Source organism: Pontibacterium sp. (assembly GCF_964228735.1).
In the GTDB taxonomy this organism is placed as follows: Bacteria; Pseudomonadota; Gammaproteobacteria; order Pseudomonadales; family Balneatricaceae; genus Pontibacterium.
In genome coordinates, this window is the sequence record NZ_CAXRBQ010000183.1 from 1 (window position 1) to 22,684 (window position 22,684).

General features: G+C 52.1%; 25 protein-coding genes and 2 tRNA genes. 24 read left to right on the forward strand and 3 right to left on the reverse strand.

Annotated elements, in window-relative coordinates; translation table 11 throughout:
* Positions 1–199 precede the first annotated feature (199 nt).
* Together ACEQ15_RS19430 and ACEQ15_RS19435 are read left to right on the forward strand one after the other, a co-directional pair.
* Entirely contained in the window at positions 200–1,654 is a 1,455-nt protein-coding gene (locus tag ACEQ15_RS19430; protein ID WP_370280918.1) for a biotin carboxylase, read from the forward strand.
* 417 nt (positions 1,655–2,071) lie between these two features.
* Positions 2,072–2,635 carry a hypothetical protein gene (locus tag ACEQ15_RS19435; protein ID WP_370280921.1) on the forward strand — a complete coding sequence of 188 codons (564 nt, stop codon included), beginning with the start codon at positions 2,072–2,074 and terminating at the stop codon, positions 2,633–2,635.
* A 118-nt stretch (positions 2,636–2,753) separates the two neighbouring features.
* Here the strand turns inward: ACEQ15_RS19435 and ACEQ15_RS19440 are convergent, their stop codons facing one another.
* Positions 2,754–3,035, reverse strand: a complete 282-nt coding sequence (locus ACEQ15_RS19440) for a hypothetical protein (protein ID WP_370280922.1) — start codon at positions 3,033–3,035, stop codon at positions 2,754–2,756.
* 256 nt (positions 3,036–3,291) lie between these two features.
* Between ACEQ15_RS19440 and ACEQ15_RS19445 the strand changes: the two genes are divergently transcribed.
* Together ACEQ15_RS19445 and ACEQ15_RS19450 are read left to right on the forward strand one after the other, a co-directional pair.
* Positions 3,292–3,906: a flavin reductase family protein gene (locus tag ACEQ15_RS19445; protein ID WP_370280924.1), complete on the forward strand. Its 615-nt coding sequence runs from the start codon at positions 3,292–3,294 to the stop codon at positions 3,904–3,906.
* 39 nt (positions 3,907–3,945) lie between these two features.
* Positions 3,946–4,416 carry a VOC family protein gene (locus ACEQ15_RS19450; RefSeq protein WP_370280925.1) on the forward strand — a complete coding sequence of 157 codons (471 nt, stop codon included), beginning with the start codon at positions 3,946–3,948 and terminating at the stop codon, positions 4,414–4,416.
* Positions 4,417–4,626: 210 nt separating this feature from the next.
* Here the strand turns inward: ACEQ15_RS19450 and ACEQ15_RS19455 are convergent, their stop codons facing one another.
* Entirely contained in the window at positions 4,627–5,760 is a 1,134-nt protein-coding gene (locus ACEQ15_RS19455; RefSeq protein ID WP_370280926.1) for a GNAT family N-acetyltransferase, read from the reverse strand.
* A 72-nt stretch (positions 5,761–5,832) separates the two neighbouring features.
* Here ACEQ15_RS19455 and ACEQ15_RS19460 point away from each other — a divergent pair, with 72 nt between their 5' ends.
* The 18 genes from ACEQ15_RS19460 to nadA all read left to right on the forward strand — a co-directional run bounded on the left by ACEQ15_RS19460 (position 5,833) and on the right by nadA (position 19,686).
* On the forward strand, positions 5,833–6,291 hold the full coding sequence (locus ACEQ15_RS19460) for an HIT domain-containing protein (RefSeq protein WP_370280927.1): 459 nt from the start codon (positions 5,833–5,835) through the stop codon (positions 6,289–6,291).
* 134 nt (positions 6,292–6,425) lie between these two features.
* Positions 6,426–6,650 (forward strand): zinc ribbon domain-containing protein, encoded by a 225-nt coding sequence (locus ACEQ15_RS19465; RefSeq protein ID WP_282355023.1) that lies wholly within the window; start codon positions 6,426–6,428, stop codon positions 6,648–6,650.
* A gap of 80 nt (positions 6,651–6,730) precedes the next feature.
* Positions 6,731–8,494, forward strand: coding sequence for an aspartate--tRNA ligase (gene aspS, locus ACEQ15_RS19470; protein ID WP_370280928.1), 1,764 nt, complete (start codon positions 6,731–6,733; stop codon positions 8,492–8,494).
* Between the two features lie 165 nt (positions 8,495–8,659).
* On the forward strand, positions 8,660–9,175 hold the full coding sequence (gene ruvC / locus ACEQ15_RS19475) for a crossover junction endodeoxyribonuclease RuvC (protein ID WP_370280929.1): 516 nt from the start codon (positions 8,660–8,662) through the stop codon (positions 9,173–9,175).
* Entirely contained in the window at positions 9,176–9,841 is a 666-nt protein-coding gene (locus ACEQ15_RS19480) for a trimeric intracellular cation channel family protein (RefSeq protein ID WP_370280931.1), read from the forward strand. It abuts the gene before it with no gap.
* A gap of 4 nt (positions 9,842–9,845) precedes the next feature.
* Positions 9,846–10,484 (forward strand): Holliday junction branch migration protein RuvA, encoded by a 639-nt coding sequence (gene ruvA, locus ACEQ15_RS19485; protein WP_370280932.1) that lies wholly within the window; start codon positions 9,846–9,848, stop codon positions 10,482–10,484.
* A 75-nt stretch (positions 10,485–10,559) separates the two neighbouring features.
* A complete protein-coding gene (gene ruvB, locus ACEQ15_RS19490; RefSeq protein ID WP_370280933.1) occupies positions 10,560–11,573 on the forward strand; it encodes a Holliday junction branch migration DNA helicase RuvB in 1,014 nt (337 codons plus the stop codon).
* A 112-nt stretch (positions 11,574–11,685) separates the two neighbouring features.
* Positions 11,686–12,069 (forward strand): TraR/DksA family transcriptional regulator, encoded by a 384-nt coding sequence (locus ACEQ15_RS19495; protein ID WP_370280934.1) that lies wholly within the window; start codon positions 11,686–11,688, stop codon positions 12,067–12,069.
* Between the two features lie 386 nt (positions 12,070–12,455).
* Entirely contained in the window at positions 12,456–13,124 is a 669-nt protein-coding gene (gene tolQ / locus ACEQ15_RS19500) for a protein TolQ (protein WP_370280935.1), read from the forward strand.
* A 9-nt stretch (positions 13,125–13,133) separates the two neighbouring features.
* Positions 13,134–13,550 (forward strand): protein TolR, encoded by a 417-nt coding sequence (tolR, locus tag ACEQ15_RS19505; protein WP_370280936.1) that lies wholly within the window; start codon positions 13,134–13,136, stop codon positions 13,548–13,550.
* 10 nt (positions 13,551–13,560) lie between these two features.
* Positions 13,561–14,532 carry a cell envelope integrity protein TolA gene (gene tolA, locus ACEQ15_RS19510; protein WP_370280937.1) on the forward strand — a complete coding sequence of 324 codons (972 nt, stop codon included), beginning with the start codon at positions 13,561–13,563 and terminating at the stop codon, positions 14,530–14,532.
* A gap of 106 nt (positions 14,533–14,638) precedes the next feature.
* Positions 14,639–15,940 carry a Tol-Pal system beta propeller repeat protein TolB gene (gene tolB, locus ACEQ15_RS19515; protein WP_370280938.1) on the forward strand — a complete coding sequence of 434 codons (1,302 nt, stop codon included), beginning with the start codon at positions 14,639–14,641 and terminating at the stop codon, positions 15,938–15,940.
* Positions 15,941–16,044: 104 nt separating this feature from the next.
* Positions 16,045–16,593: a peptidoglycan-associated lipoprotein Pal gene (gene pal, locus ACEQ15_RS19520; protein WP_370280939.1), complete on the forward strand. Its 549-nt coding sequence runs from the start codon at positions 16,045–16,047 to the stop codon at positions 16,591–16,593.
* On the forward strand, positions 16,593–17,486 hold the full coding sequence (ybgF, locus tag ACEQ15_RS19525) for a tol-pal system protein YbgF (protein ID WP_370280941.1): 894 nt from the start codon (positions 16,593–16,595) through the stop codon (positions 17,484–17,486). The genes pal and ybgF overlap by 1 nt, the downstream gene beginning before the upstream one ends.
* A gap of 21 nt (positions 17,487–17,507) precedes the next feature.
* The gene (queC, locus tag ACEQ15_RS19530) at positions 17,508–18,188 is read left to right on the forward strand and encodes a 7-cyano-7-deazaguanine synthase QueC (RefSeq protein ID WP_370280943.1); all 681 of its coding nucleotides are present in this window, start codon (positions 17,508–17,510) and stop codon (positions 18,186–18,188) included.
* A gap of 91 nt (positions 18,189–18,279) precedes the next feature.
* A tRNA-Lys gene (locus ACEQ15_RS19535) sits at positions 18,280–18,355 on the forward strand.
* 16 nt (positions 18,356–18,371) lie between these two features.
* Positions 18,372–18,447: transfer RNA gene (locus ACEQ15_RS19540), tRNA-Lys, on the forward strand.
* 186 nt (positions 18,448–18,633) lie between these two features.
* The gene (gene nadA / locus ACEQ15_RS19545; RefSeq protein WP_370280944.1) at positions 18,634–19,686 is read left to right on the forward strand and encodes a quinolinate synthase NadA; all 1,053 of its coding nucleotides are present in this window, start codon (positions 18,634–18,636) and stop codon (positions 19,684–19,686) included.
* Positions 19,687–19,762: 76 nt separating this feature from the next.
* Here nadA and ACEQ15_RS19550 read toward each other — a convergent pair whose 3' ends face one another.
* The gene (locus tag ACEQ15_RS19550) at positions 19,763–21,160 is read right to left on the reverse strand and encodes a M48 family metalloprotease (protein ID WP_370280945.1); all 1,398 of its coding nucleotides are present in this window, start codon (positions 21,158–21,160) and stop codon (positions 19,763–19,765) included.
* Between the two features lie 149 nt (positions 21,161–21,309).
* On the opposite strand from ACEQ15_RS19550, the gene ACEQ15_RS19555 reads away from it, so the two are divergent.
* Both ACEQ15_RS19555 and ACEQ15_RS19560 read left to right on the forward strand, forming a co-directional pair.
* Positions 21,310–21,546, forward strand: a complete 237-nt coding sequence (locus ACEQ15_RS19555) for a sulfurtransferase TusA family protein (RefSeq protein WP_282354977.1) — start codon at positions 21,310–21,312, stop codon at positions 21,544–21,546.
* Between the two features lie 29 nt (positions 21,547–21,575).
* Positions 21,576–22,652 carry an AI-2E family transporter gene (locus ACEQ15_RS19560; protein ID WP_370280947.1) on the forward strand — a complete coding sequence of 359 codons (1,077 nt, stop codon included), beginning with the start codon at positions 21,576–21,578 and terminating at the stop codon, positions 22,650–22,652.
* Positions 22,653–22,684: the final 32 nt, after the last annotated feature.

Here is a 22,684-nt window from a genome sequence, read left to right on the forward strand (position 1 = left end):
TTCATAGTCTAATGGTTGTGCTGGGACATAAACATGCGCTTCCATTTTTACTTGCAGCGACCAAGTTGTCTGAAAAGAAATTTGCAGAAGTTGTTTTTTTCTTGGAGAAATTTTCAGATCGAGTTGGCTAGCAGTCTCTAGTATAAAAAAATCTAGTGACACAACAAAAATAACAGAGTACGCAACAGAGGATTTTGATATGGAAAACGAGATTAAGCTTCAGGGCCTGTCCGATATTTATAGGTTCTTCCGCAAGAACAAAACACCTATCTATTTTGTTTCACCGACTGCGTACAACGTCTTGGGATTGGGGCAGTGGATTCAGGCCTTTAAATATGTGACACATTTCGATTCGTTTGATGGCGGACACTTTCGTGTTACCAATCCCACTCTGGATGGAGAGCGGGAATTCCAGTCCATGGAGGACATGGTCAACTATCTGCTGAGTCATAAAGATACTATTGATCTGCTGGAAGCCAACGGTGGCGGTGGCAAGCTGCTTACCGTGATGTTTGACGAAAAAACAGAAGAGATTGCCGCCAGCCTCGGATTGGAAATGGCATTGCCTTCTGCTGCTTTACGTACCCATATCGATTCCAAGATCGTTACCACACAACTTGCCAATGAAGCAGGTGTGCCGAGTGCGCCAAACCTGGTGGATGTGAAGGCCTCCACCTATGAAGAGCTTCAGGCGCTGGCTGCAGAGAAAAAGCTGGGTGACAACCTGGTGGTGCAGACACCTTATGGTGATTCCGGTAAAACCACGTTCTTTATCCGCAGTCAGGAAGACTGGGATAAAAATGCCGATAAGATCATTGGCGAAACCCTCAAGGTGATGAAATATATCAACCATATTCCGGGAACGGTGGAGGCGGTCGCAACACGATGCGGAACGCTTGTGGGGCCGCTGCAGACGGACATTACGGGCTACGCCGAACTGACACCATATAAAGGTGGCTGGTGTGGCAACGATATCTTCCCGGCACTGCTACAAGGCGAGCAGCGTGAGAAGACCATCGCTATGGTTAAGGCGATGGGCGACAAGTTGTATGAGCACGGTTATCGCGGCACCTTCTGTTTTGATTACCTGGTCGATACCGATGATGGCGAGGTGTATCTGGGCGAGATCAACCCGCGAATCAGCGGCGCGAGCCCTTTGACCAATCTTGTGACATCCAAGTACGGCGGTGCTCCGCTGATGTTGTTCCACTTGCTGGAGTTTATGGATGTGGACTTTGAGATTGATGTCGAGGAGATTCAGAAGCGCTGGGCAGACTTCGGCAGTTGGACACAGTTGGTGCTGAAACATACCGAAGATCAGGTGCGCCTGATTACCAAAGCACCGCAATCAGGCATCTGGCAGATGCAGGCGGACGGCGGGATCGAGTTTATCCGTAAGTCCATCGACTGGAGTAATGTCGGCGACGATGAAAATGCCTTCTATCTCAGGGTGTATGGCGAGGGGGAATACAGCTATCTGGGTGCCGATATGGGTATTCTGGTGAGCTGTGGACGTATGCAGTCAGATGATCGTGAGTTGTTGCCGCGGGCAAAACAGTGGATTCAGGCAATCAGCGACCAGTTTGAGTACAAGAACCTGGATGAGATAGAAGTGCCAATGATTCCAAGCGAAAGCGTCAGGAAGATGCTCTGACCGCAATCTCAATGAACCCCGTTGCATCGATAGGCTTCATGATGCTACGGGGTTGATTCACCCTTATCCCTGTATTCCTCTCAGATTAGATCTGTTGTCAGATCATTTGCTCTCTTTTCCCTTCTATCAATCGCTTTCTTTTGCTCTGGAAAGTTTAGCTTGCCGCAAGATCGCCTTATTTAGTCCGTGTCCCCGGCTTTCGGAGGCTTGATATTGCGCTGTTTGTGTAACTCCAGAGTTACAAGGCAGACAATGCTCTAATGTATCACTCAACCTAAGTCGCTTTGAATTCAGAGGGTTATAGATTTGGCTTCAAACTTGCGTACGTCTTGCTAAGCGGTGTGAATACCAACCGCATTGGCAAAGGTTAGGGCTGCAGTACCTCGTCCGCCTTATGAATGAGTTTGGAGGTTTACTATGAAACTGAGGGTATTGGCAGTAATCGCACTCGCAGCATTGTTTGGCGCATCCACTGGATTTGCAGGTGAGGGAAAGGGAAGTGGTAACCGCTGGGTTTTTAACCTGATCGGGTCGGACGAGATGTATATTGGAATGGTTCCTGATATTGATGGTGATGGCTTTGAAGATGAAGCATTTTGCTTCGATGTTGATTTGGTAAACGGTAAAAACCGCCAGGTTATAGGTTCTGCAACGGACTGCTTGTCTAATGTAGCGGGTGGAGCGAATGGCGGATTGATGTTGGTTGGTACGACGTTTTTTAATCTGCCTCAAGGTACACTGGTTACTCGAGGCTTAACCTCTGTGCAACCTGTAAACCAAGTAACCGTTACACCTGATGGTTTCCCAATTACCCATATTACAGGCGCTTCAGGTGATTCAAATGCGGTGTTGTCGGGAAGTGGCGTTTTTGAAGGGCGTGAAGGTACGGTTCGTCTTTCCGGGATGGTTAATCTTTCTGAATTTACCGGAGAAGGTACACCGATCTTTTTCGACTGCTTGTTTATTGTTGATTTAGAGTAGGTGGGGCAGGAGTCTTTATACTGTTGTTAAGGTAAGTCAAAAAAATATGTCCGGTGAGGGTGGCTTGCGCCACCGCTCAACCGGAAGGAAGGGGAATCTAATTTGGTTTGTGTACCCATTACGCGGCGGCCGCGGCGCGGGCGCTGTGTTCAGGGTGCGTTGCGATGAAGTGCTCCAGCACTTTCTGCAACAGTAATTCGTGGCTGCGATTTCCATCGCGTTGAGCCTTGTGTATATCGTCCAGAATAATGCGCTTAATCTTCTGTTCGCCGTCGTGGTTGATCAGATACTGTCCGAGTGCGAGCGCGATCATAGGGTCCATATGTTCATGCTCTGCAATGGCGTCTACCTCGTCAGCGGTCAGATCGCACATATCCAGACATTCTTCGTATGTAAGCATTGTTAAACCTCTTAGCTCGATTAATAAGCTGATTTTTTATTATTTTTGCTGGACAACTGCCCGCACAACTTTGCTCGGGGTCTATCAGTGTAGGCGAGGGGTTGGTGAATCTCTAACCAGTTTGGCAGACATTTTTTCATATGAAATTCATTCAAGAATTATCTGTTTCATGCTGCATATGCACAGCCAAAACGGGGCTTTTTATGAGAAAATGTCATAATTACAGCGTTTTAAAACCACCGTGCGGAAGCAAAAGATGAATATTGATCTTACAGAGCTGTCACAAAATCAGGTTTACCACACCATGACGCAAACGGTCGTGCCGCGGCCAATTGCCTGGGTGTTGTCCGAGCATGAAAACGGCAAGCTGAATCTGGCACCGTTTTCCTATTTCAACGCTGTGTGCAGTGCACCGCCGGTGGTTATGTTGTCGATGGGACGCAAGCCGGATGGCAGTGACAAAGATACCTTCCGCAATATTGTTGAGCGTAAAAAGTTTGTGATTCATCTGGCGTATCCGGAGTTGGCGCCACAGATGACCAGGTCAGCTAAAGTGCTGCCAGAGGGAGAGTCTGAGCTTGAGTTGGTGGAGATGGATACAGTTCCGTTTGATGGCTTTGATCTGCCACGTTTGAAAGATGCCCGTATTGCATTTGCCTGTGAGTTATACAAGCTCGATACCATTGGTGATAACGATCAGAACCTGGTGTTTGGTAAGTTGGAGCGCATCTGGTTGGACGATGAGGTGGTTACTACTGATGCCAAGGGGCGCACTAAAGTGATGGCGGACCGACTCGACCCGCTGGGACGTCTGGGCGGCAATGAATATATAACATCTGGAAACATCCTCGATATCCCTCGCGAACTTTAAACGGCTGCTAAGCTGGGGCATATAAAGGAGGGTAAGAACATGTCTCAGCAATCTTGGAAACCGGAACAAACTGCGTTGCTCACGCCCTATATCATGGTGCGTGATGCCGATGCTTCGCTGGCGTTTTATCAACAGGCCTTCGGTTTTGAAGGCGCCGTTATGATGCGTGATCTTGACGGTAAAGGTGTACATGCAGAGGTTCGGCGTGACGGTGATCTGATCGCGATGTTTGCAACCGAAGGAAGCTTTGGCTCACCTCAGCAGTCTCCCGTCACCAGTGGTCAGATGTCTCCCATCGGTCTGTATGTGTATTGTGAAGATGTAGACGCGCTTGCTGAAAGGGCAGTAGACGCAGGGGCGGAAAGGGTTGGCGACATCGAAACCCAGTTTTGGGGCGACCGCACAGCCTGTTTACGTGATCCCAACGGCTATAACTGGACCTTTGCGACCCAGGTCGCGGAGTTTGATCCGAGTAAGATACCGCCGGGATTTTCTTCAAGCTTCGAGTGATCAACGAGGCTGTTGCAGACAAGCGTCTGTACCAGCTTTAGCTCACTGTGTGAGTAACCGTTAAGGTCACGACATATCTCGGCCACAGTGGTGCGGACCTTTATCCACTACAACATCCCGCTGCTGAACGCTGGCTGGATTGCCGCGACAACGTTGTAAGTCGTCATCAAGCAGGGTGTCCCTTGTCTGGTGGATGCACTGCATTTCAACTTACTGGTCGTTTTTGAAAGGCAACCAGGTGGTGAGTTCGGCGATCTGTTCTCGCATCATTGCTTCCTCCTCTTCAAGGAAGCGTGCAATAGGCTCACGGAATCCGGGGTCTTCAATCCAGTGTACCGACCAGGTCTCGATCGGTTCGAAGCCGCGCTGGATCTTGTGTTCACCCTGGGCACCTGGATCAAACCGTTCTAATCCCTCCCGAATGCAGTATTCGATGCCCTGGTAATAACAGGTTTCGAAGTGCAGGCTGTCGTACTCCTCAAGGCAACCCCAATAGCGTCCGTACAGGGTTGTACTGCTGCGCAGTGACAATGCTCCGGCGACGGCTTGTCCATCAACAAATGCTGGGACCAGCACCAGATGTTCCGGCATGGTGTCACGCAGCAGGGTGAAAAACTCCGGTGTGAGGTAACCCTTGCGGCCACGTTTCAGATAGGTGATCTGATAAAAGTGGTAAAAGCGGTGAAGCAGGGCATCGGAGATCTCGTTTCCCGCAAAGGTGCGTAGCTCCACACCCTGATCGGTCACCTTCTTCCTTTCCTTGCGCAGATTCTTGCGCTTGCGTGAGCTGAAATGCTCCAGGAAATGGTCGAAATCTCGGTAATCGCGATTAAACCAATGGTACTGGCTGCCCAGTCTAGGCATCAGTGTTTCAGACTGAAATAGCTCAATGGTGTCTTTCGGGGCAAACAAACCGTGCCAGGAGGAGGCGCTCAGTTTCGCCGCGATCTGTGGGATGCCTTCTCGGATCGCTGGAATGACCTGTTCAAGAGGCAGTTTTGTCCCGATGCGGGGGCCGTAGGCGGGCGTAAACGGTATCGCCGAGAGTAGTTTGGGGTAGTAGTCCAGGCCGTAGCGTGAGTAGGCATCAGCCCAGGCCCAGTCAAATACGTACTCACCGTAGGAGTGCTGCTTCAGATAGAGCGGCATTACGGCAACAGTGGTATCTCCGTCTTTTAAGGAGAGGTGCAGAGGGAGCCAGCCGGTACCTTTGCCAACGCTGCCGGAGTGCTCCAGCGCATGCAGAAATTCGTAACGCAGGAAGGGATAATCGGTGCCACAGAGTTCATTCCAAAGTTCAGCACCGATCGATTCGATATTGTCAGTGAGTACGATATCAAGCATATTTGCCTATACTCTTATCTGTAAGAGATCCGCTAACGTCTGGAATTGTAAGTAAATTTCTCCGGAGGAACCATGGACGAACTGGAATTGGAATTTGAACTGCATCCACAGCTGGTCGCTGATTGTATTGTACTGGGAGACTTCCCGCTGTGTCGCCTGCTGCTGATGAATGATGCGAACTATCCCTGGTTTATCCTGGTGCCTCGTCGCGCCGGTGCGACCGAAATTTATCATTTGCCGGAGGATGAGCGTTGCCAGATGATCCATGAATCATCCTTCCTGGCGGAAAATCTGGCGGACATATTTGCGGCGAGAAAGATGAACGTGGCATCGCTGGGTAATATGGTGCCGCAGCTGCATATCCATCATGTGGTGCGTCAGGAGAGTGATCCAGCGTGGCCCGGCCCAATTTGGGGAAAGGTGCCGGTACAGCCGTATACTGATGATCAGATCCACGAAATTCGTCATAAGGTCGAGGTGTTGCTGGGTAATACCGGTGAAGTAAACATCGCGCCTGAAAGTGCAGACTAAAAGTCCTGTCCCATGAGCTGATCGAATCCGGTCAGCTCTCCTTCATTTATGCCTCCCTTGGGGCCTGTAACCGACGGGTAAATCGGTTATAATCGCGCGTTTTCCGTAGATCTGTATTTGGAACGCGTTTTACAATGCCTATCTATGATTACGAATGCCAAAGCTGCGGCCACGAGTTTGAAAAACTGGTGATGCGTAGTGATGCGCCAGCGCCAAACTGCAAATCTTGCGATAGCGACCAGGTGGAGAAGAAAGTCTCTGCACCGGGATTCCGCTTGGCAGGCAGTGGCTGGTATGAAACAGATTTCAAAACCGGTAAGAAGAAAAATCTGGCCGGTGACAGCGGTAGCAGCAGCTAACGCGGTCTGAAAACGAATTGAATTTAGCTCTGACACCCCTTATTGAGGGTGTACTGGTAACTTAACAGGAACAGGAAACTATGCGCAGCCATTATTGCGGCGATCTGAGAAAAGAACACGTTGGCGAAGAAATTACCCTGAACGGCTGGGTACATCGTCGTCGTGACCACGGTGGTGTTATCTTTCTGGACGTGCGTGACCGTGAAGGTCTGACACAGGTTGTATTCGATCCAGATCGTGAAGAAAGCTTCGCGCTGGCAGACAGCGTACGTAACGAATACGTAATCGAAGTACGTGGTCTGGTGCGCAACCGTCCGGAAGGTACTGTAAACCCGGATATGCCTACCGGTGAGATCGAAGTGCTGGGCAAAGAGCTGGTTATCCTGAACAAGTCTGAAACACCTCCGTTCCAGCTGGACGAGCACCAGCACGTGGGTGAAGACGTTCGTCTGCGTCACCGTTACATCGACCTGCGTCGCCCTGAAATGCAGGAGAAACTGCGTTTCCGCTCCAAGGTTACCAACGCAATCCGTAACTACCTGGACGACAACGGCTTCCTGGATATCGAAACTCCGATCCTGAACCGTGCGACCCCTGAAGGTGCGCGTGACTACCTGGTGCCGAGCCGTGTGCACGAAGGTGCGTTCTTCGCGCTACCGCAGTCTCCACAGCTGTTCAAACAGCTGCTGATGGTGTCCGGTTTTGACCGCTACTACCAGGTGGCTAAGTGTTTCCGTGACGAAGACCTGCGTGCTGACCGTCAGCCGGAATTTACCCAGATCGATATCGAGACATCCTTCATGGATGAGGAAGGTATCATGGGTATCACCGAAACCATGATCCGCAAGCTGTTCCTGGAACTGAAAGGTGTTGATCTGGGTGACTTCCCACGTATGCCATTCTCCGAAGCGATGCAGAAATACGGTTCCGACAAGCCGGACCTGCGTTTCCCAATGGAGCTGGTAGACGTTGCTGACCTGATGGCTGAGATCGAGTTCAAGGTCTTTGCAGGTCCTGCAAACGATCCTAAGTGCCGCGTGGCTGCGCTGAAAGTACCAGGTGGTGCTCAGCTGACCCGTAAGAACATCGACGAATACACCAAGTTCGTGGGTATCTACGGTGCGAAAGGTCTGGCATGGATCAAGGTTAACGCGATCGAAAACGGCATCGAAGGCCTGCAGTCTCCAATCATCAAGTTCCTGGGCGAAGAAGTAACCATGGCGATCATGGAGCGTCTGGGTGCTCAGAACGGTGATATCGTATTCTTCGGTGCCGACAAAGCGAAGATTGTTTCTGAAGCGCTGGGTGCGCTGCGTATCAAGGTCGGCGAAGACCTGGATATGGCACAGTGTGAGTGGGCACCGCTGTGGGTTGTTGACTTCCCGATGTTCGAAGAGACCGACGACGGTGGCCTGACTGCGCTGCACCACCCATTCACTGCACCAAGCTGCTCTGCTGACGAGCTGAAAGCGAACCCGCTGGAAGCCCTGTCCCGTGCATACGACATGGTTCTGAACGGTTGCGAGCTAGGCGGTGGTTCCGTTCGTATCCACGACCAAGAGATGCAGGCAACTGTACTGGAGATCCTGGGTATCTCTGACGAAGAAGCGGACGATAAGTTTGGCTTCCTGCTGAAAGCGCTGCAGTACGGTGCGCCTCCACACGGTGGCCTGGCGTTTGGTCTGGACCGTCTGATCATGCTGATGACAGGTACCGACTCCATCCGTGAAGTGATTGCGTTCCCGAAAACTCAGAGTGCATCTTGCATGATGACTGAGGCTCCAGGGGAAGTAAGCGCGGCTCAGCTGCGCGAGCTGAACATCAAGCTGCGCAAAACTCCTTAAGTCCCTTTGGGGATCTAATGGAGCCGGGGGCAATAGTGCTCAAGGCTCCGTGAAAAAGCCGAGACCGCTGTCTCGGCTTTTTTGTTCGTTGGCTATAAATACTGGTTGCATCAAGCATTGCAGTCCGGCGTATTATGGTCGGCGACGATTGGAACAGACGGTTTTATGTTAATACTAGGTATCGATCCAGGCTCCCGTATCACCGGCTTTGGTGTGATCAACAGCGTGGGATCGAAAAATGAATATGTGGCCAGTGGCTGTATTCGCATCAAAGGCGATGAGTTGCCGGAGCGTCTTCAGCAGGTGTATGAGGGTGTCACTGAAGTTATCAATCGCTATTGTCCGCAGGAGATGGCGATCGAGCAGGTGTTTATGGCCCGAAACGCGGATTCTGCCCTTAAGCTGGGGCAAGCGCGTGGTGTCGCCATTGTAGCCGGTACCAATCAGGATCTGCCGGTACACGAATATGCCGCGCGTAAGGTAAAGCAGGCTGTTGTGGGCAAAGGCTCTGCCGATAAAACCCAAGTACAGCATATGGTGGCGCATATTCTCAAATTGCCGGGCTTGCCCCAGGTGGATGCTGCCGATGCGCTGGCCATTGCGCTGTGTCATGCGCATACCCGTGCCAGTCTTGTACAGATGGCGGGTGCGCGCCGAAACAGAAATGGCCGGTGGCGCTAAATGCAGTACGAATCCTTTATCTACCTTGCTGAGATCGTTGGGGTGGCGGTGTTTGCCGTAACCGGTGCGCTAGCGGCTCAGGGCAAGCGTGTAGATATCCTGGGTGTTGTTATTCTGGCTATTGTGACTGCGCTGGGTGGCGGGACTATTCGGGATATCACCCTCAATGCACACCCGGTCTCCTGGCTGGCGGATACCAGCTATCTTTGGACGGCGATTATCTCTGCTGTGGGGGCATTTATTCTTTGTCGTTATGTCGCTTATCCACGCCGCGCCTTGCTGGTTCTGGATGCGATGGGGTTGGCGCTGTTCTCTATTTTGGGGGCGCAGAAAGCGTTGGCGATGGGACAATCCGGTGTGGTTGTTGTGATGATGGCCATGATCACCGGTACCGCGGGTGGTATGATTCGCGATGTTCTTACCCGAGAGATTCCGTTGGTGCTGCACCGCGGGGGTGAAATCTATGCCACCCCGGCGATGGCGGGGGCTATTTTCTTTGTTGCCTTTAACGGCTCGATCGATGATCGCCTGCTGGCGCTGATCTCGATGGGATTGATTTTCGCGGCACGTATGGCAGCGGTGTTTGCCGATCTGCGTTTGCCGGAGTTTATTGTGGCAGGTCACCGTCTGGAATCTGAGGAGACCGCCCGGGATATGGAGAAGTAAGACCGTGATTGGACGGCTGAAAGGGGAGTTGCTGGAAAAGCACCCGCCACAACTGTTGATCGATGTGAATGGTGTGGGGTATGAAGTGGAGGCATCCATGAATACCTTTTATCGTTTGCCAGAGCTGGGCAAGCAGGTGATTCTGTTTACGCATTTCGTTGTGCGTGAGGATGCCCAGTTGTTGTACGGTTTTGCTGATCGTGAAGAGCGCCTGCTGTTCCGTACGCTGATCAAGGTAAACGGTGTTGGGCCTAAACTGGCGCTGACCATTTTGTCGGGCATCAGTACCAACGATTTTGTGCGCTCTGTTCATGATCAGGATACGGCTGCACTGGTACGACTGCCGGGTGTGGGTAAAAAGACCGCCGAGCGCCTGATCGTTGAGATGAAAGACAAACTCAAGGATCTGCAGGTTAAAGACTTCGGCGAGTTCCAGCTTAGTGGTGGCGGCGATCCGGATCTGGCTGAGCCAGTTATGCCTGCAACCGATCATCGTGCCGAGGCTGAAAGTGCACTGGTAGCCCTGGGTTACAAGCCTGTCCAGGCGACTAAAGCGATTGCCGCGGCAGAGAAGGCGCTGGGGGTTGGAGCTAGCAGTGAAGATCTGATCCGTCAGTCCCTGAAGTCAATGGTGACCGGCTGATCTTGGCGGCCAGAACCCGAATAACCACAACCTGTATCAGTTTAATTAGTTAAAAGTGATTTTGAGGCTCCATTCATGATCGAAGCAGATCGTTTTGTAACGCCAGCCAGTAACCCGGTTGAAGAAGCCCAGGACCGGGCGATTCGTCCCAAAACCCTAGAGGATTATGTGGGTCAGCCGGTGGTGCGTGAGCAGATGGAGATCTTTATCCATGCCGCGAAAGGGCGTGGAGAGGCGTTGGATCACACACTAATCTTTGGTCCGCCGGGGTTGGGTAAAACCACGCTGGCCAATATTATCGCTAATGAGATGGGATCGGAGATCAAAACCACTTCCGGTCCGGTGCTGGAAAAAGCGGGTGACCTGGCGGCCTTGCTGACCAACCTTGAGCCGGGTGATGTGCTCTTTATCGACGAGATCCACCGCCTGAGCCCGAACGTGGAAGAGGTGCTCTATCCGGCGATGGAGGACTACCAGCTGGATATCATGATTGGTGAAGGCCCGGCTGCGCGTTCGATCAAGCTGGAACTGCCGCCATTTACCCTGGTGGGGGCCACAACCCGTGCGGGTTTGCTGACGTCGCCGCTGCGTGATCGTTTCGGTATTGTGCAGCGCCTGGAGTTCTACAATATCGACGACCTCTCCAGTATTGTGAGCCGTTCTGCTGATTTGTCGGGCACAGGCATTGATGATCATGGTGCGCGAGAGATTGCCTGCCGTTCCCGCGGTACGCCGCGTATTGCCAACCGCTTGCTGCGACGTGCGCGCGACTATGCCGAGGTCAAAGGGGATGGTCATATCACCGCTGAATTGGCAGATCGTGCGCTGAATATGCTGAATGTGGATAACAGCGGCTTCGATCACATGGACCGCCGTATGCTGCTGACCATGATCGAGAAGTTTGGTGGCGGCCCCGTGGGCGTGGAAAGCCTTGCAGCTGCCATCAGCGAAGAGCGCGACACCATCGAGGATGTTCTGGAACCATATCTGATCCAACAGGGTTTTATTATGCGTACCCCGCGTGGCCGTGTAGCAACAGATCATGCCTATCGCCACTTCGGTATCGACAAACCGGACATGGATCAATAGATCGCAACTTAGTTTAGCTATGCAGCCCTGACTGATATCTGTCAACGCCCGTATCCCAGACCTTTGTCTAAGATGGTAGTCATCATCATATAACGATAAAAAAGGTCTGCACATGGGCACTATTGTCACGGCATCTAAGATACTTGCGTTAAAGGCTGAGATAGAGAAAGACCTCAAGCGTTTGCGTGAAGAGGCGCGTGAAGAGTTTCGTGATACTCAGAAAATGGGTGAGGTCACGTTCGCAGGCGAAAGCCATGATCGTGCTGAAGAGGCGGAGCAGGCTGCAACCGTCGCCGTCAATCTGCTGAACCTCTCGCGTCATACCGAAGAGATCCGGGCCTGTATTGAAGCACTGCACCGCATTGAGGAAGGTGACTACGGTATCTGTATTGATTGTGGCGAAGATATCGAGCTGAACCGGCTCTGTGCCAACCCGGTGGCGCAACGTTGTGTCAGCTGTCAGGTTGAGGGTGAGTCCCTCAAAGCCGTAAGTTAGGCGGTGCGCAGCATCGCCTCTCACCCTTAAGTATCCCCTGTAAGTTTCTCTCCTTTTTAATGTAATCCGCACCTGTTATTGTTTCCCGTTAAGTCCTGTTGTTCGGGGCCATCGTTGGTGGTTCTAAATAAACAGATTTAGTGTGTGAACTTTTGGCAAGGATTGTCGTCCCATCTCAAGCTGTCACCCGTAAGGGGCTCAAGCGAGGTGGTGGTATGCGGTTTAGTGTCGGTTTTTTCGGTTAGCGTGGTTAACCGTCAAGGCACAGGACGTGATCTCTGATATATCCCGCCGGTATAATTTGAAACCCAATTTTCCTGAACAGGCGACCCGTCCGCCTGAGCTTACTCGTACAGTTATAGAGGGCAGCCGAAGTGGTTGAGAAGATGTCTATCTGGAGCCTGGTGGTTAACGCCAGTGTTGTTGTTCAGCTTGTGATGCTAATGCTTGTTGTGGCGTCATTGCTCTCCTGGGTGATGATTTTCCAGCGACACTTCTTCCTGCGCCGCACTAAAAAAGCGCTAATGAATTTCGAGGAGCGATTCTGGTCCGGGGTAGATCTGAGTGCTCTGTATCGAGAAGTGACCCAACACCCAAATCCGGACTGTGGTGCCGAGAATATCTTTCGCGCAGGCTTGAAAGAATATACCCGCATGACCCAGCAGCGCACGTCCGATCCGGATGCGGTGATGGAAGGCGTGCAGCGAGGCATGCGCGTGGCGATGTCCCGCGAAGAGGATAAGCTGGAGCAGCATCTGCCGTTTCTTGCATCCGTAGGTTCGGTAAGCCCGTATATCGGTTTGTTTGGTACCGTGTGGGGCATCATGAACTCCTTCCGTGGCCTGGCAAATGTGCATCAGGCAACCCTGGCATCTGTAGCGCCGGGTATCTCCGAGGCTTTGGTGGCAACGGCGATTGGTTTGTTTGCAGCGATTCCGGCCGTTATTGCTTACAACCGTTTCTCAGCAAAAGCTGAAAACCTGCTGGGTAGTTACGAAACCTTCGCAGACGAGTTTTCTGCGGTGCTGCACCGTCGTGTTCACGCGGCGTCTTAAGGTGCGGATATGATCAGACGCCATCGTAAAACCCGAAAGCTAAACGCCGAGATCAACGTTGTACCTTATATCGACGTGATGATGGTGTTGCTGGTGATCTTTATGATCACCGCGCCGATGCTGACGCAGGGGGTTCAGGTAGAGTTGCCAAAAGCCGCCGCCGAGCCGGTAGATGACAAGGACAAAGAGCCAGTCATTATCACTGTAAACGCCGAGCAGCAGTACTTTATTGATGTGGGAGGAGATCCGGAAGAACCGCTGGATGCTGAAACAGTTTCTGATCGCGTGCAAAAAATTCTGGCGGCCAATCAGGACAAAATGTTGCTGGTGCGTGGTGACAAGAATGTCGATTACAACGCAGTGGTGCAGTTGATGGTGTTGCTGCAGCAGGCGGGTGCCGGCACTGTCGGACTGGTTACCGAGTAGGGCCGATCGGGTGAAATTAAACAGTTATTTTGTCCCTGCCTTATTGGCGCTGTTGTTGCACGGTGCGGTGTTCTTCGTCCTGGCGGATGTTTGGTTTGACCAGGAGAAAGAGGTGCGCCGTGTGCCGAGGCATGTCAGTGCCCAGATTGTAGATCTGAAAACGGTGACCACGCAGGCCGATAAAAAGCGTCAGGCAGACGCCGCTAAGAGAAAAGCTGCAGAACAGGCGCGCCAGAAGAAAGTAGCGGAAGAAAAGCGTAAGAAAGCTGCGGCTGAGAAGAAGCGCAAGCAAGAGATAGCAAAGAAGCAAGCTGCTGAGAAAAAGCGTAAAGAGCAGGCAGCCAAGAAAGCTGCGGAAGAGAAGAAGCGTAAACAGGAAATAGCGCGCAAGAAGGAAGCTGAGAAGAAGCGTAAGGCGGAAGAGGCTAAGCGCAAGGCTGAAGCGAAGCGTCAGAAAGAACTGGCTGCGAAAAAGGCCGCTGAGAAAAAGGCCGCCGAAGATGCACGCAAAAAAGCGGAAGCTGAACGCAAGCGGAAAGAGCAGGAACGTATAGCGGCCGAGAAGAAACGCAAAGCTGAGGACGAGGCGCGCCGCAAAGCGGCTGCTGAAAAAGCGCGTCAAGATGCTTTGGCTGTTGCAATGGCTGAAGAGGAGGCGTTGCTGGCGGAAGAAGAGGGGCGTCAGACCGCACAGAGTTATGAGTCGTACGTACGCGATCTGATCTCTAGCAACTGGCGTCGATCTGCAAGTGCCCGTAACGGAATGGTCGTTGAGCTCTCCATTCATCTGCTACCTTCAGGAGAGGTGGATGATGCGTATGTGAGTAAGTCCAGCGGTGATGATCGGTTTGACCGTGATGCGGTACGTGCGGTGATGAAAGCTGAGCGCTTCCCCGAGTTACAGAAACTTGATCCTGTGGTGTTTGACCGGTATTACCGCAAGTTCACGATGATCTTCCGCCCAGAAGATTTGCGCCGCTAGGCAGTAAGTAACATCAGTTTTATTGGAACTACTGATATTGTGTGCGTGTCGTACTCGCTAATGTACAAGCGTAAACATGTCATTCAAAAGATCGGAGAATCTTACAGTGAGACTTTATAAATACATCTTTGCTGTGTTGTCTGTGTTACTGGTTTCACTGCCGCTCAAGGCGGAGTTACGTATTGAGGTGACACAGGGTGTGGATAAACCAACGCCGCTGGCGGTAGTGCCGTTTTCCTGGAGCGGAAGTTATGGTTTGGCTGAAGATGTTGCAGGTTTGATCGCCAACGATTTTGCGCGCAGTGGTCTGTTCCGTGTTATGGATCGCGACAACATGCTCAGCAACCCAACCCGTCAGAATGAAGTTGCGTTTCGCGACTGGCGCTCTCTGGGACAGGAGTTTCTGGTTATCGGTCGTATGAGTCCTGCACAAGGTGATTCGGTGCGTGTCGAGTACGAAGTGTACGACGTGATCAAAGAGGAGCTGATCCTGCGCGATGCGCGTGTAGGCAGCCGTAACGGCCTGCGGGATATTGCCCATGTTATTGCCGACAATATTTATGAATACCTGACCGGCGTTAAGGGGGCGTTCTATACCCGTATTCTGTATGTGACGGCGCAGCAGCTGGGGCCGGATAACTACCGCTACCAGTTGCGCATGGCGGATTCCGATGGCGCGCGTCCGCGTACCATTCTGGAATCGAAAGAGCCTATTATGTCGCCAAGCTGGTCCCGAGACGCACGTCGCGTGGCTTATGTGTCGTTTGAGAGCACCCGTCCAGCGATCTATATCCAGGATCTGCGTACCGGTCAGCGTCAGAAGGTACAGTCGTTCAGAGGGCTGAATGGTGCGCCAGCCTGGTCGCCTGATGGTAGTAAGATGGCGCTGGTTTTGTCCAAAGACGGCAACCCTGAAGTGTACATCCTGGATCTGCTCAAGCGTAAGCTGACCCGTATGACCCACCACTATGGTATTGATACTGAGCCGAGCTGGGCACCGGATGGTCGTTCCATCATCTTTACGTCTGATCGGGGTGGATTACCGCAGATTTATCAGATGCACCTGAAGAGCCGAACCATTGATCGCCTGACCTACGAAGGAAACTACAACGGGCGTGGTTCGCTGACTCAGGATGGTCGTTTCCTGGCGATGGTGCACCGGGGGGATGACAATGTATTCCGAATTGCCGTACAGGATTTGAAGACGTCACGCGTGGATGTGCTGACTGAAACCTTCCTGGACGAGTCGCCGACTATCGCACCAAACGGCAGTATGATTCTTTATGCTACACAGAAGGGTACTCGAGGGGTTCTGGGTGGTGTAACTCTTGATGGCAACGTACGTTTTCTGTTGCCTGATTCGCAGGGGCATGTGCGTGAACCGGCGTGGTCTCCGTACTTGCAATAAGTGCGGCCAGCCTATAACGTATGCGTCAGTTGGGAATAATCTAAATTTACCGATTTTTAATGTTGGTTGAGACCAGCATATCAAGGATATTACAGGAGTATTCGATGAAAGCTTCCAATGTAGCCAAGGCCGTTGCGCTGACTCTGTCTGTAGCATGGGCTGCAGGTTGTAGTACAACTGGTGGTACCGATACTGGTGCTACAGGTACTGATACTGCAGACACTTCTGCTAGCACTCAGGGTGCTGATGTTTCCGGTGGCGTTTCTGCTGCTGAAATGGCTGCACAGAAAGCGGCTGCTGACGCTGCAGCTGCAGCTGCTCTGCAGTCTGTTTTCTACTTCGACTTCGACAAGTCTGTTGTAAAACAGGATGGTCTGGCAGCTCTGGAAAAACACGCTGCTTACCTGGTAGCAACTCCAAGCGCGTCTGTACGCCTGGAAGGTCACGCGGATGAGCGTGGTACCCGTGAATACAACATGGCTCTGGGTGAGCGTCGTGCACAGGCTGTTGCTCGCATCCTGCAGGTTAACGGCGTAAACGCTAACCAGATCGAAACCATCAGCTACGGTGAAGAGAAGCCAGCAATGCTGGGTCACAACTCTGAGTCCTGGGCTCAGAACCGTCGCGTAGAGCTGAAATACGTTAGCAACTAATGTCTTCAGTTCGTCGATTCTCCACCATCGCGCTGGCACTGTCTTTCAGTGCTGGCGCCATGGCGGCATCCCCCCCTGTTATCGAGATTCGCACAGATGACCAGCCGGTTCAGGCGCAGGGCAATCTGGCCGCTCAGCCACCCGTTGGAAGTGGCAATGCGCAACTCTTGATGATCATTCAACAGCTGCAGGATGAAGTACGTTCCTTGCGTGGTGAGCTTGAGCAGCAGGCTTTCCGCATGAAAAAGATGGAACGTCAGCAGCTGGACCGATACCGTGATCTGGATCGCCGAATCAGCACTCTGATGAGTAATCAGGGCGCAGGCGCACCTGCAGGTGCGGCTTCTAATAACCAGTCAGTACCCGCCACATCCGGGCAAGCCGATAGCAGCGCGGCATCTACAGCTGCGGAATCGTCTACTCTACAGTCCGAGCAACAGGCGGCGACGGGTTCTACCGGTGCTGTTACAGCGGTGCAGCCGCAGGTTAAGCCAGCGCAGCCCGCTCCAAGTGTGAAAAACGGCGTCTCTGATTCGAAAGCGTACCGTGATGCATTTGCATTGGTGCGTGCACGTGATTTTTCCGGTGCCGTAGTAGCGTTTAATGCTTTCGTGCGTGATTATCCGAACAGTCCTCGCGTAGCAAATGCACACTACTGGATGGGTGAGATTCACCACGCGGAGCAGAAGCTTGAGTTGGCGCGTGAGTCGTTTGCGCTCGTACTCGGTCAGTTTCCTGATCATCCCAAAGCGCCGCATGCGGCATACAAGCTGGGTGTGATCTATAGTGATTTGGGTGATAAAGCACGTTCCGATGAATATCTGGATTACGTGTTGAAGAACCATCCGAAGTCCAATGTTGCGCCGCTCGTTGAAGAGTTTAAGCGCCAGTAATCGTTTTCCTGGAATTTTTTTATGACTAGTGCTGTTAAAAAGGCAGTCGTTCTGCTGTCTGGTGGCCTGGATTCTGCTACTGCGTTGGCGATGGCAAAAGACCAGGGATTCGAATGTTATGTGCTGAGCTTTGATTACGGCCAGCGTTCGGTGACAGAGCTGAATGCGGCGCGTAAAGTTGCAGCGCAGATGGGGGCTAAGGAGCACCGTGTTGTGCGTTTGCATCTCGAGGATTTCGGTGGCTCCGCGTTAACCGATCACAGCATCGATGTGCCAGAGGGGGAGGAAGAGGGTATTCCTGTAACCTATGTTCCTGCCCGCAATACGGTATTTCTCTCGCTGGCGTTAGGCTGGGCAGAAGTGCTTGATGCGCATCACATCTTTATCGGTGTGAATGCTGTGGATTATTCCGGCTATCCTGACTGTCGTCCTGAATATATCGCCGCATTTGAGGCAATGGCTAACCTGGCAACTAAGGCCGGTGTAACCGGAACTAAGTTGACGCTGGAAACGCCGTTGATTGACCTGACCAAAGCCGAAATTATCCAGCAGGGTACTGCGTTGGGTGTGGATTACGGTCTGACGGTTTCCTGCTATCAGGCAGACGGTGATGGTCGTGCGTGTGGGCAGTGCGATAGCTGTCGCCTGCGTGCCAAGGGGTTTGTGGACGCTGGCGTGGCTGATCCAACCCGATACGTTTAACTTGTTGAAAAAATTATTGTTTAAGTAAGATTTTTAACAATTAGTGCTTGCACTTTAAAAATGAGAGCGTAATATACGCACTCCATTGAGCGGGTCGTTAGCTCAGTTGGTAGAGCAGTTGGCTTTTAACCAATTGGTCATAGGTTCGAATCCTATACGACCCACCACTCAATGATCTCTACCGGGTCGTTAGCTCAGTTGGTAGAGCAGTTGGCTTTTAACCAATTGGTCATAGGTTCGAATCCTATAAGACCCACCAGATTCAGAAAAAGGAGCGCATTGGTGCTCCTTTTTCGTTTCCGCTGTTTATTACAGATTCTGTTGCTTTATTATCACCGCACGGTAATCCAGCTGTGGTGTGACTATGGTATAATCGGACTGCGGCCAGAGGGTTTACCGTCTGGAGTTTCAATACAGCCTTTATAATTAAGAAACAGTTACTTACATGTTGAGCAAGCAGGAAATCTCCGACCGCATTTTGGTCCAGGAGCACTTTGCAAAAGAGCACCTTCCTTCCGGTCACTCTCGCCAAGAGGTCGAAGAGTACAAGTCGCAGATTAAAAAACTGTTAAAAGAGAAGGATGCGTGTCTGGTAGCGCATTACTACACTGACCCTCTGATTCAGGAACTGGCTGATGAGACGGGCGGCTGTGTGTCTGACTCTCTGGAGATGGCGCGTTTTGGTAGTGTGCATGAAGCCAGTACGCTGATTGTTGCTGGTGTGCGCTTTATGGGTGAGACGGCGAAGATCCTGAGTCCTGAAAAGCGCATTCTGATGCCAACACTGGAAGCGACCTGTTCCCTCGACATCGGTTGCCCAATCGATGAATTCAGTGCGTTCTGTGATGCGCATCCTGACCATGAAGTGGTTGTTTATGCCAATACCTCTGCTGCAGTTAAGGCGCGTGCAGACTGGGTAGTAACCTCCAGTATCGCACTGCAGGTGGTTGAGCACCTGGCAGATGAAGGCAAGAAGATTATCTGGGCGCCTGATAAGCACTTGGGTGCTTACGTGCAGAAGCAGACCGGTATCGAAATGCTGATGTGGGATGGTGCCTGCATCGTGCATGAAGAGTTCAAAGCGAAAGGTATTCTGGAGCTGAAACAGGTATATCCAGATGCAGCGATACTGGTACACCCGGAGTCGCCTGATTCTGTGGTTGAGATCGCGGATGCCGTAGGTTCGACCTCTCAGCTGATCAAGGCTGCCCACGATCTGCCAAACAAGCACTTTATTGTGGCAACTGATCGTGCGATTTTCTATAAGATGCAGCAGGCAGCGCCAGGCAAAGAGTTCCTGGAAGCGCCAACCGCAGGCTCTGGTGCAACGTGCCGCAGCTGTGCGCACTGTCCTTGGATGGCGATGAATGATCTGGAGAATATCATGCAGTGCTTGCAGGAAGGTAAGGACGAAGTGATCGTATCGCCGGAACTGGTTGAAGATGCACGCCGTCCACTGCAGCGTATGCTCGATTTCTCTGCGGATATGAATAAGTAAAAACGTTTTCGTATTCCGCAAATAAAAAAGCCGCACAGATGTGCGGCTTTTTTGTGCCTGTCCGTTTGATGCTGGTTCACATCACCTTTTTCATCTGTTCTCTGATCTGTTTCGCTTCCTGTTCCAGGGCTTCCAGCTGTGAGCGTTCTTCCTCGGTCAGTTGAGGAGTGCGCTGCGCAAACTTCAGCTGTCGTAGGGCGAGATCAAGGTTGCCGGTCAGCATAAAGTATTCAACGCGTGCAATGTGGACATCCAGTGTGTTACCTGCCAATCCTTGAACTTCCGCCAGGTTGTACCAGATGTTTGGGTCATTAGGACGCTGCTCGGCCAGCTTTTTGTATACCGCAATCGCATGGCTATTCTGTCCCTGGTGCAACAGCAATTCGGCATAAATCGCATTGGTCGGATAGTTGTCCGGGAACAGTTTCAGAACGGCGCGAAGCTCCCGCTTAGCTTTGCTGTATTGTTTGCGCGCTATGTTTAATTCAGCCAGCGCCAGGCGAACCGGAAGCTTCTGTTTGAAGTCAGCACTCATTTCGTTGGCAGCTTCCGCTGCCAGGTCGAACTTATTCGCTTTGATTGCCGCCATCAAAGTGGCGTAGCGCAGGGTGTCGTTGTCCTGTTTCTTAGGCTTACTTGCCAAGCTAGTGAGCAGTTTGTCTGCATCTTGCGCGTAGTTGGCAATAATGCGGGCCTGTACCAGATCGAAGTCGATGGCGTCAGGGCGCGGATCTGGTGTCGGCAGGTTTGCGGCGCGGTTAAGGGAGTCTGCAATACGGGACTCTGTTACCGGGTGAGTCAGCAGAAATTCCGGTGGCTTGCTGCCAAAGCGCGCATTGGCCTGCAGGCGGGAAAACATCTTCGGCATTGCGGCTGGATCAAAACCCGCAGCGGTCAGGGTTTGCATGCCGATGTAATCCGCCTCTCGTTCGTTTTGGCGGCTGAAGGCAAGCATGGAGGCCTGGTTTGCGGCGACGGTTGAAGACAGTGCGGCGGTACCTCCCTGGCTGTCTGCAGCAGCGATAAGCAGGCTGCCAAGCATTGCTGCGAGCAGGAACGGCTGGTTGCGACGCTGTTGATCGATCTGGGCCGCGTAGTGGCGCTGGCTCAAGTGCGCCAATTCGTGGGCAATCACGGATGCGAGTTCGTCTTCGCTTTGGGCGGCTTCAACAAGCCCGGAATGTACGCCTACAATCCCGCCGGGAACAGCAAAGGCGTTCAGGGTTGGGTTATCCAGCACAACAAGTTCAAGGCGGTGGTCTGTCAGTTGGCTGTATTGGGCGACGTCCCAGAGCAGATCTTCCAGATAGGCGACAACGACCGGGTCTTCATACAATCGCGCTGATCCGCGTAGCATGCGTACCCAGGTACGGCCAAGCAGGTACTCTTCCTGCGGTGTGGTTGAGAAGCCGCTGTCACTGATCGATGGCAGGCCGCTACTGGCCGCATGTAGTGAATTAGTCTGAAAAACCAATAATAAAGATGTTATCAGCGGTAGAAAAAAGCGATAAATAGGCATGGTTTAGAATCCGTCCGAAAACGCGCTGCTAATACTTAAAAAATTGTTATATAGTGCTGGGCTGATGAATTTTACTCAACCCAGTACGCTGTAAAGATACGTTAATGACTGAACCTGCAATTGATGAAATCCTGGATGCCTCAGGCCTGAACTGTCCATTGCCTTTATTGAAGGCAAAACAAGCACTTAACCGACTGGAGGTTGGTCAGGTGTTAAAAGTGATTGCGACGGACGCAGGGTCGATCCGCGATTTCAAGGCGTACACAGAACAATCCGACCACGTGATGCTTGATTCGTTCACCGATGAAGAGCCGTACGTCTATATTATTCAGCGTGGCTAGATCTGCGACCTGAGAGTTGAGAATCGATAATGCATAGAATATTCAGCAAATGGATAGATCGTTACTTCTCGGATGAGGAGGCGGTGCTGCTGTTTGTGCTGTTGGGTGCCGCGTTGCTGGTAATCCTAACCTTGGGGCAGATGCTGACACCGGTATTTGCGGGATTGATCCTGGCGTTCCTGATGCAGGGAGCGGTCAACTGGCTGGAATCGCGCAATTTCTCGCATATTTGGTCGGTTCTACTGGTTTTTCTGCTGTTTGTCGGCGTCTTTCTGGCGACGTTGCTGTTTATTCTACCGTTGGTGTGGAAGCAGGCGGGGAATCTGTTCAATGAACTGCCCCGAATATTGAGTGAAGTTCAGGCCCTGGCGCTGCTCCTACCGGAAAAATACCCGGATATGATCTCGGCAGAGCAGGTAAATGACTTAATCAACCAGGCTGCCAGTGAGCTCTCCCAGGTGGGGCAGTGGGTGGTGACCTTCTCGATCAACTCGATCGGTAGTGTTGTTGCGCTGCTGATCTATCTGGTGTTGGTGCCAATCCTGGTGTTCTTTTTCCTTAAGGACGGCCGTGCGCTTACCAGCTGGTGGGCTTCACTCCTGCCCGCAAAGCGCGAGATGATGACCAAGGTCTGGCGTGAGATGGATGACCAGATTGCGAACTACGTGCGTGGTAAGGTGATCGAGATTGTCATTGTTGGCGCTACAACCTATATCGTATTTGCGATTCTGGGGATCGACTATGCTGCGCTGCTGGGAATTATGGTGGGCCTGTCGGTACTGATCCCGTACATCGGTGCTGCGCTGGTGACCTTGCCGGTTGCGCTGATCGGTTTCTTCCAATGGGGCTGGACCGATGACTTCATGTACCTGATGATCGCCTATGCCATCATTCAGGCGTTGGATGGCAACGTATTGGTACCGCTGCTCTTTTCCGAGGCGGTAAACCTGCACCCGGTATCGATCATAGTGGCGGTATTGCTGTTTGGTGGCCTGTGGGGATTCTGGGGCGTATTCTTTGCCATTCCGTTGGCGACCCTGGTTAAGGCGATAGTGAATGCCTGGCCGAAAGCGCCGCAACAAGTTCTTGAAGGGCCGGAGAATTAGTCCGGCCCGACTTGTTTCTGTAATGGAGGGGG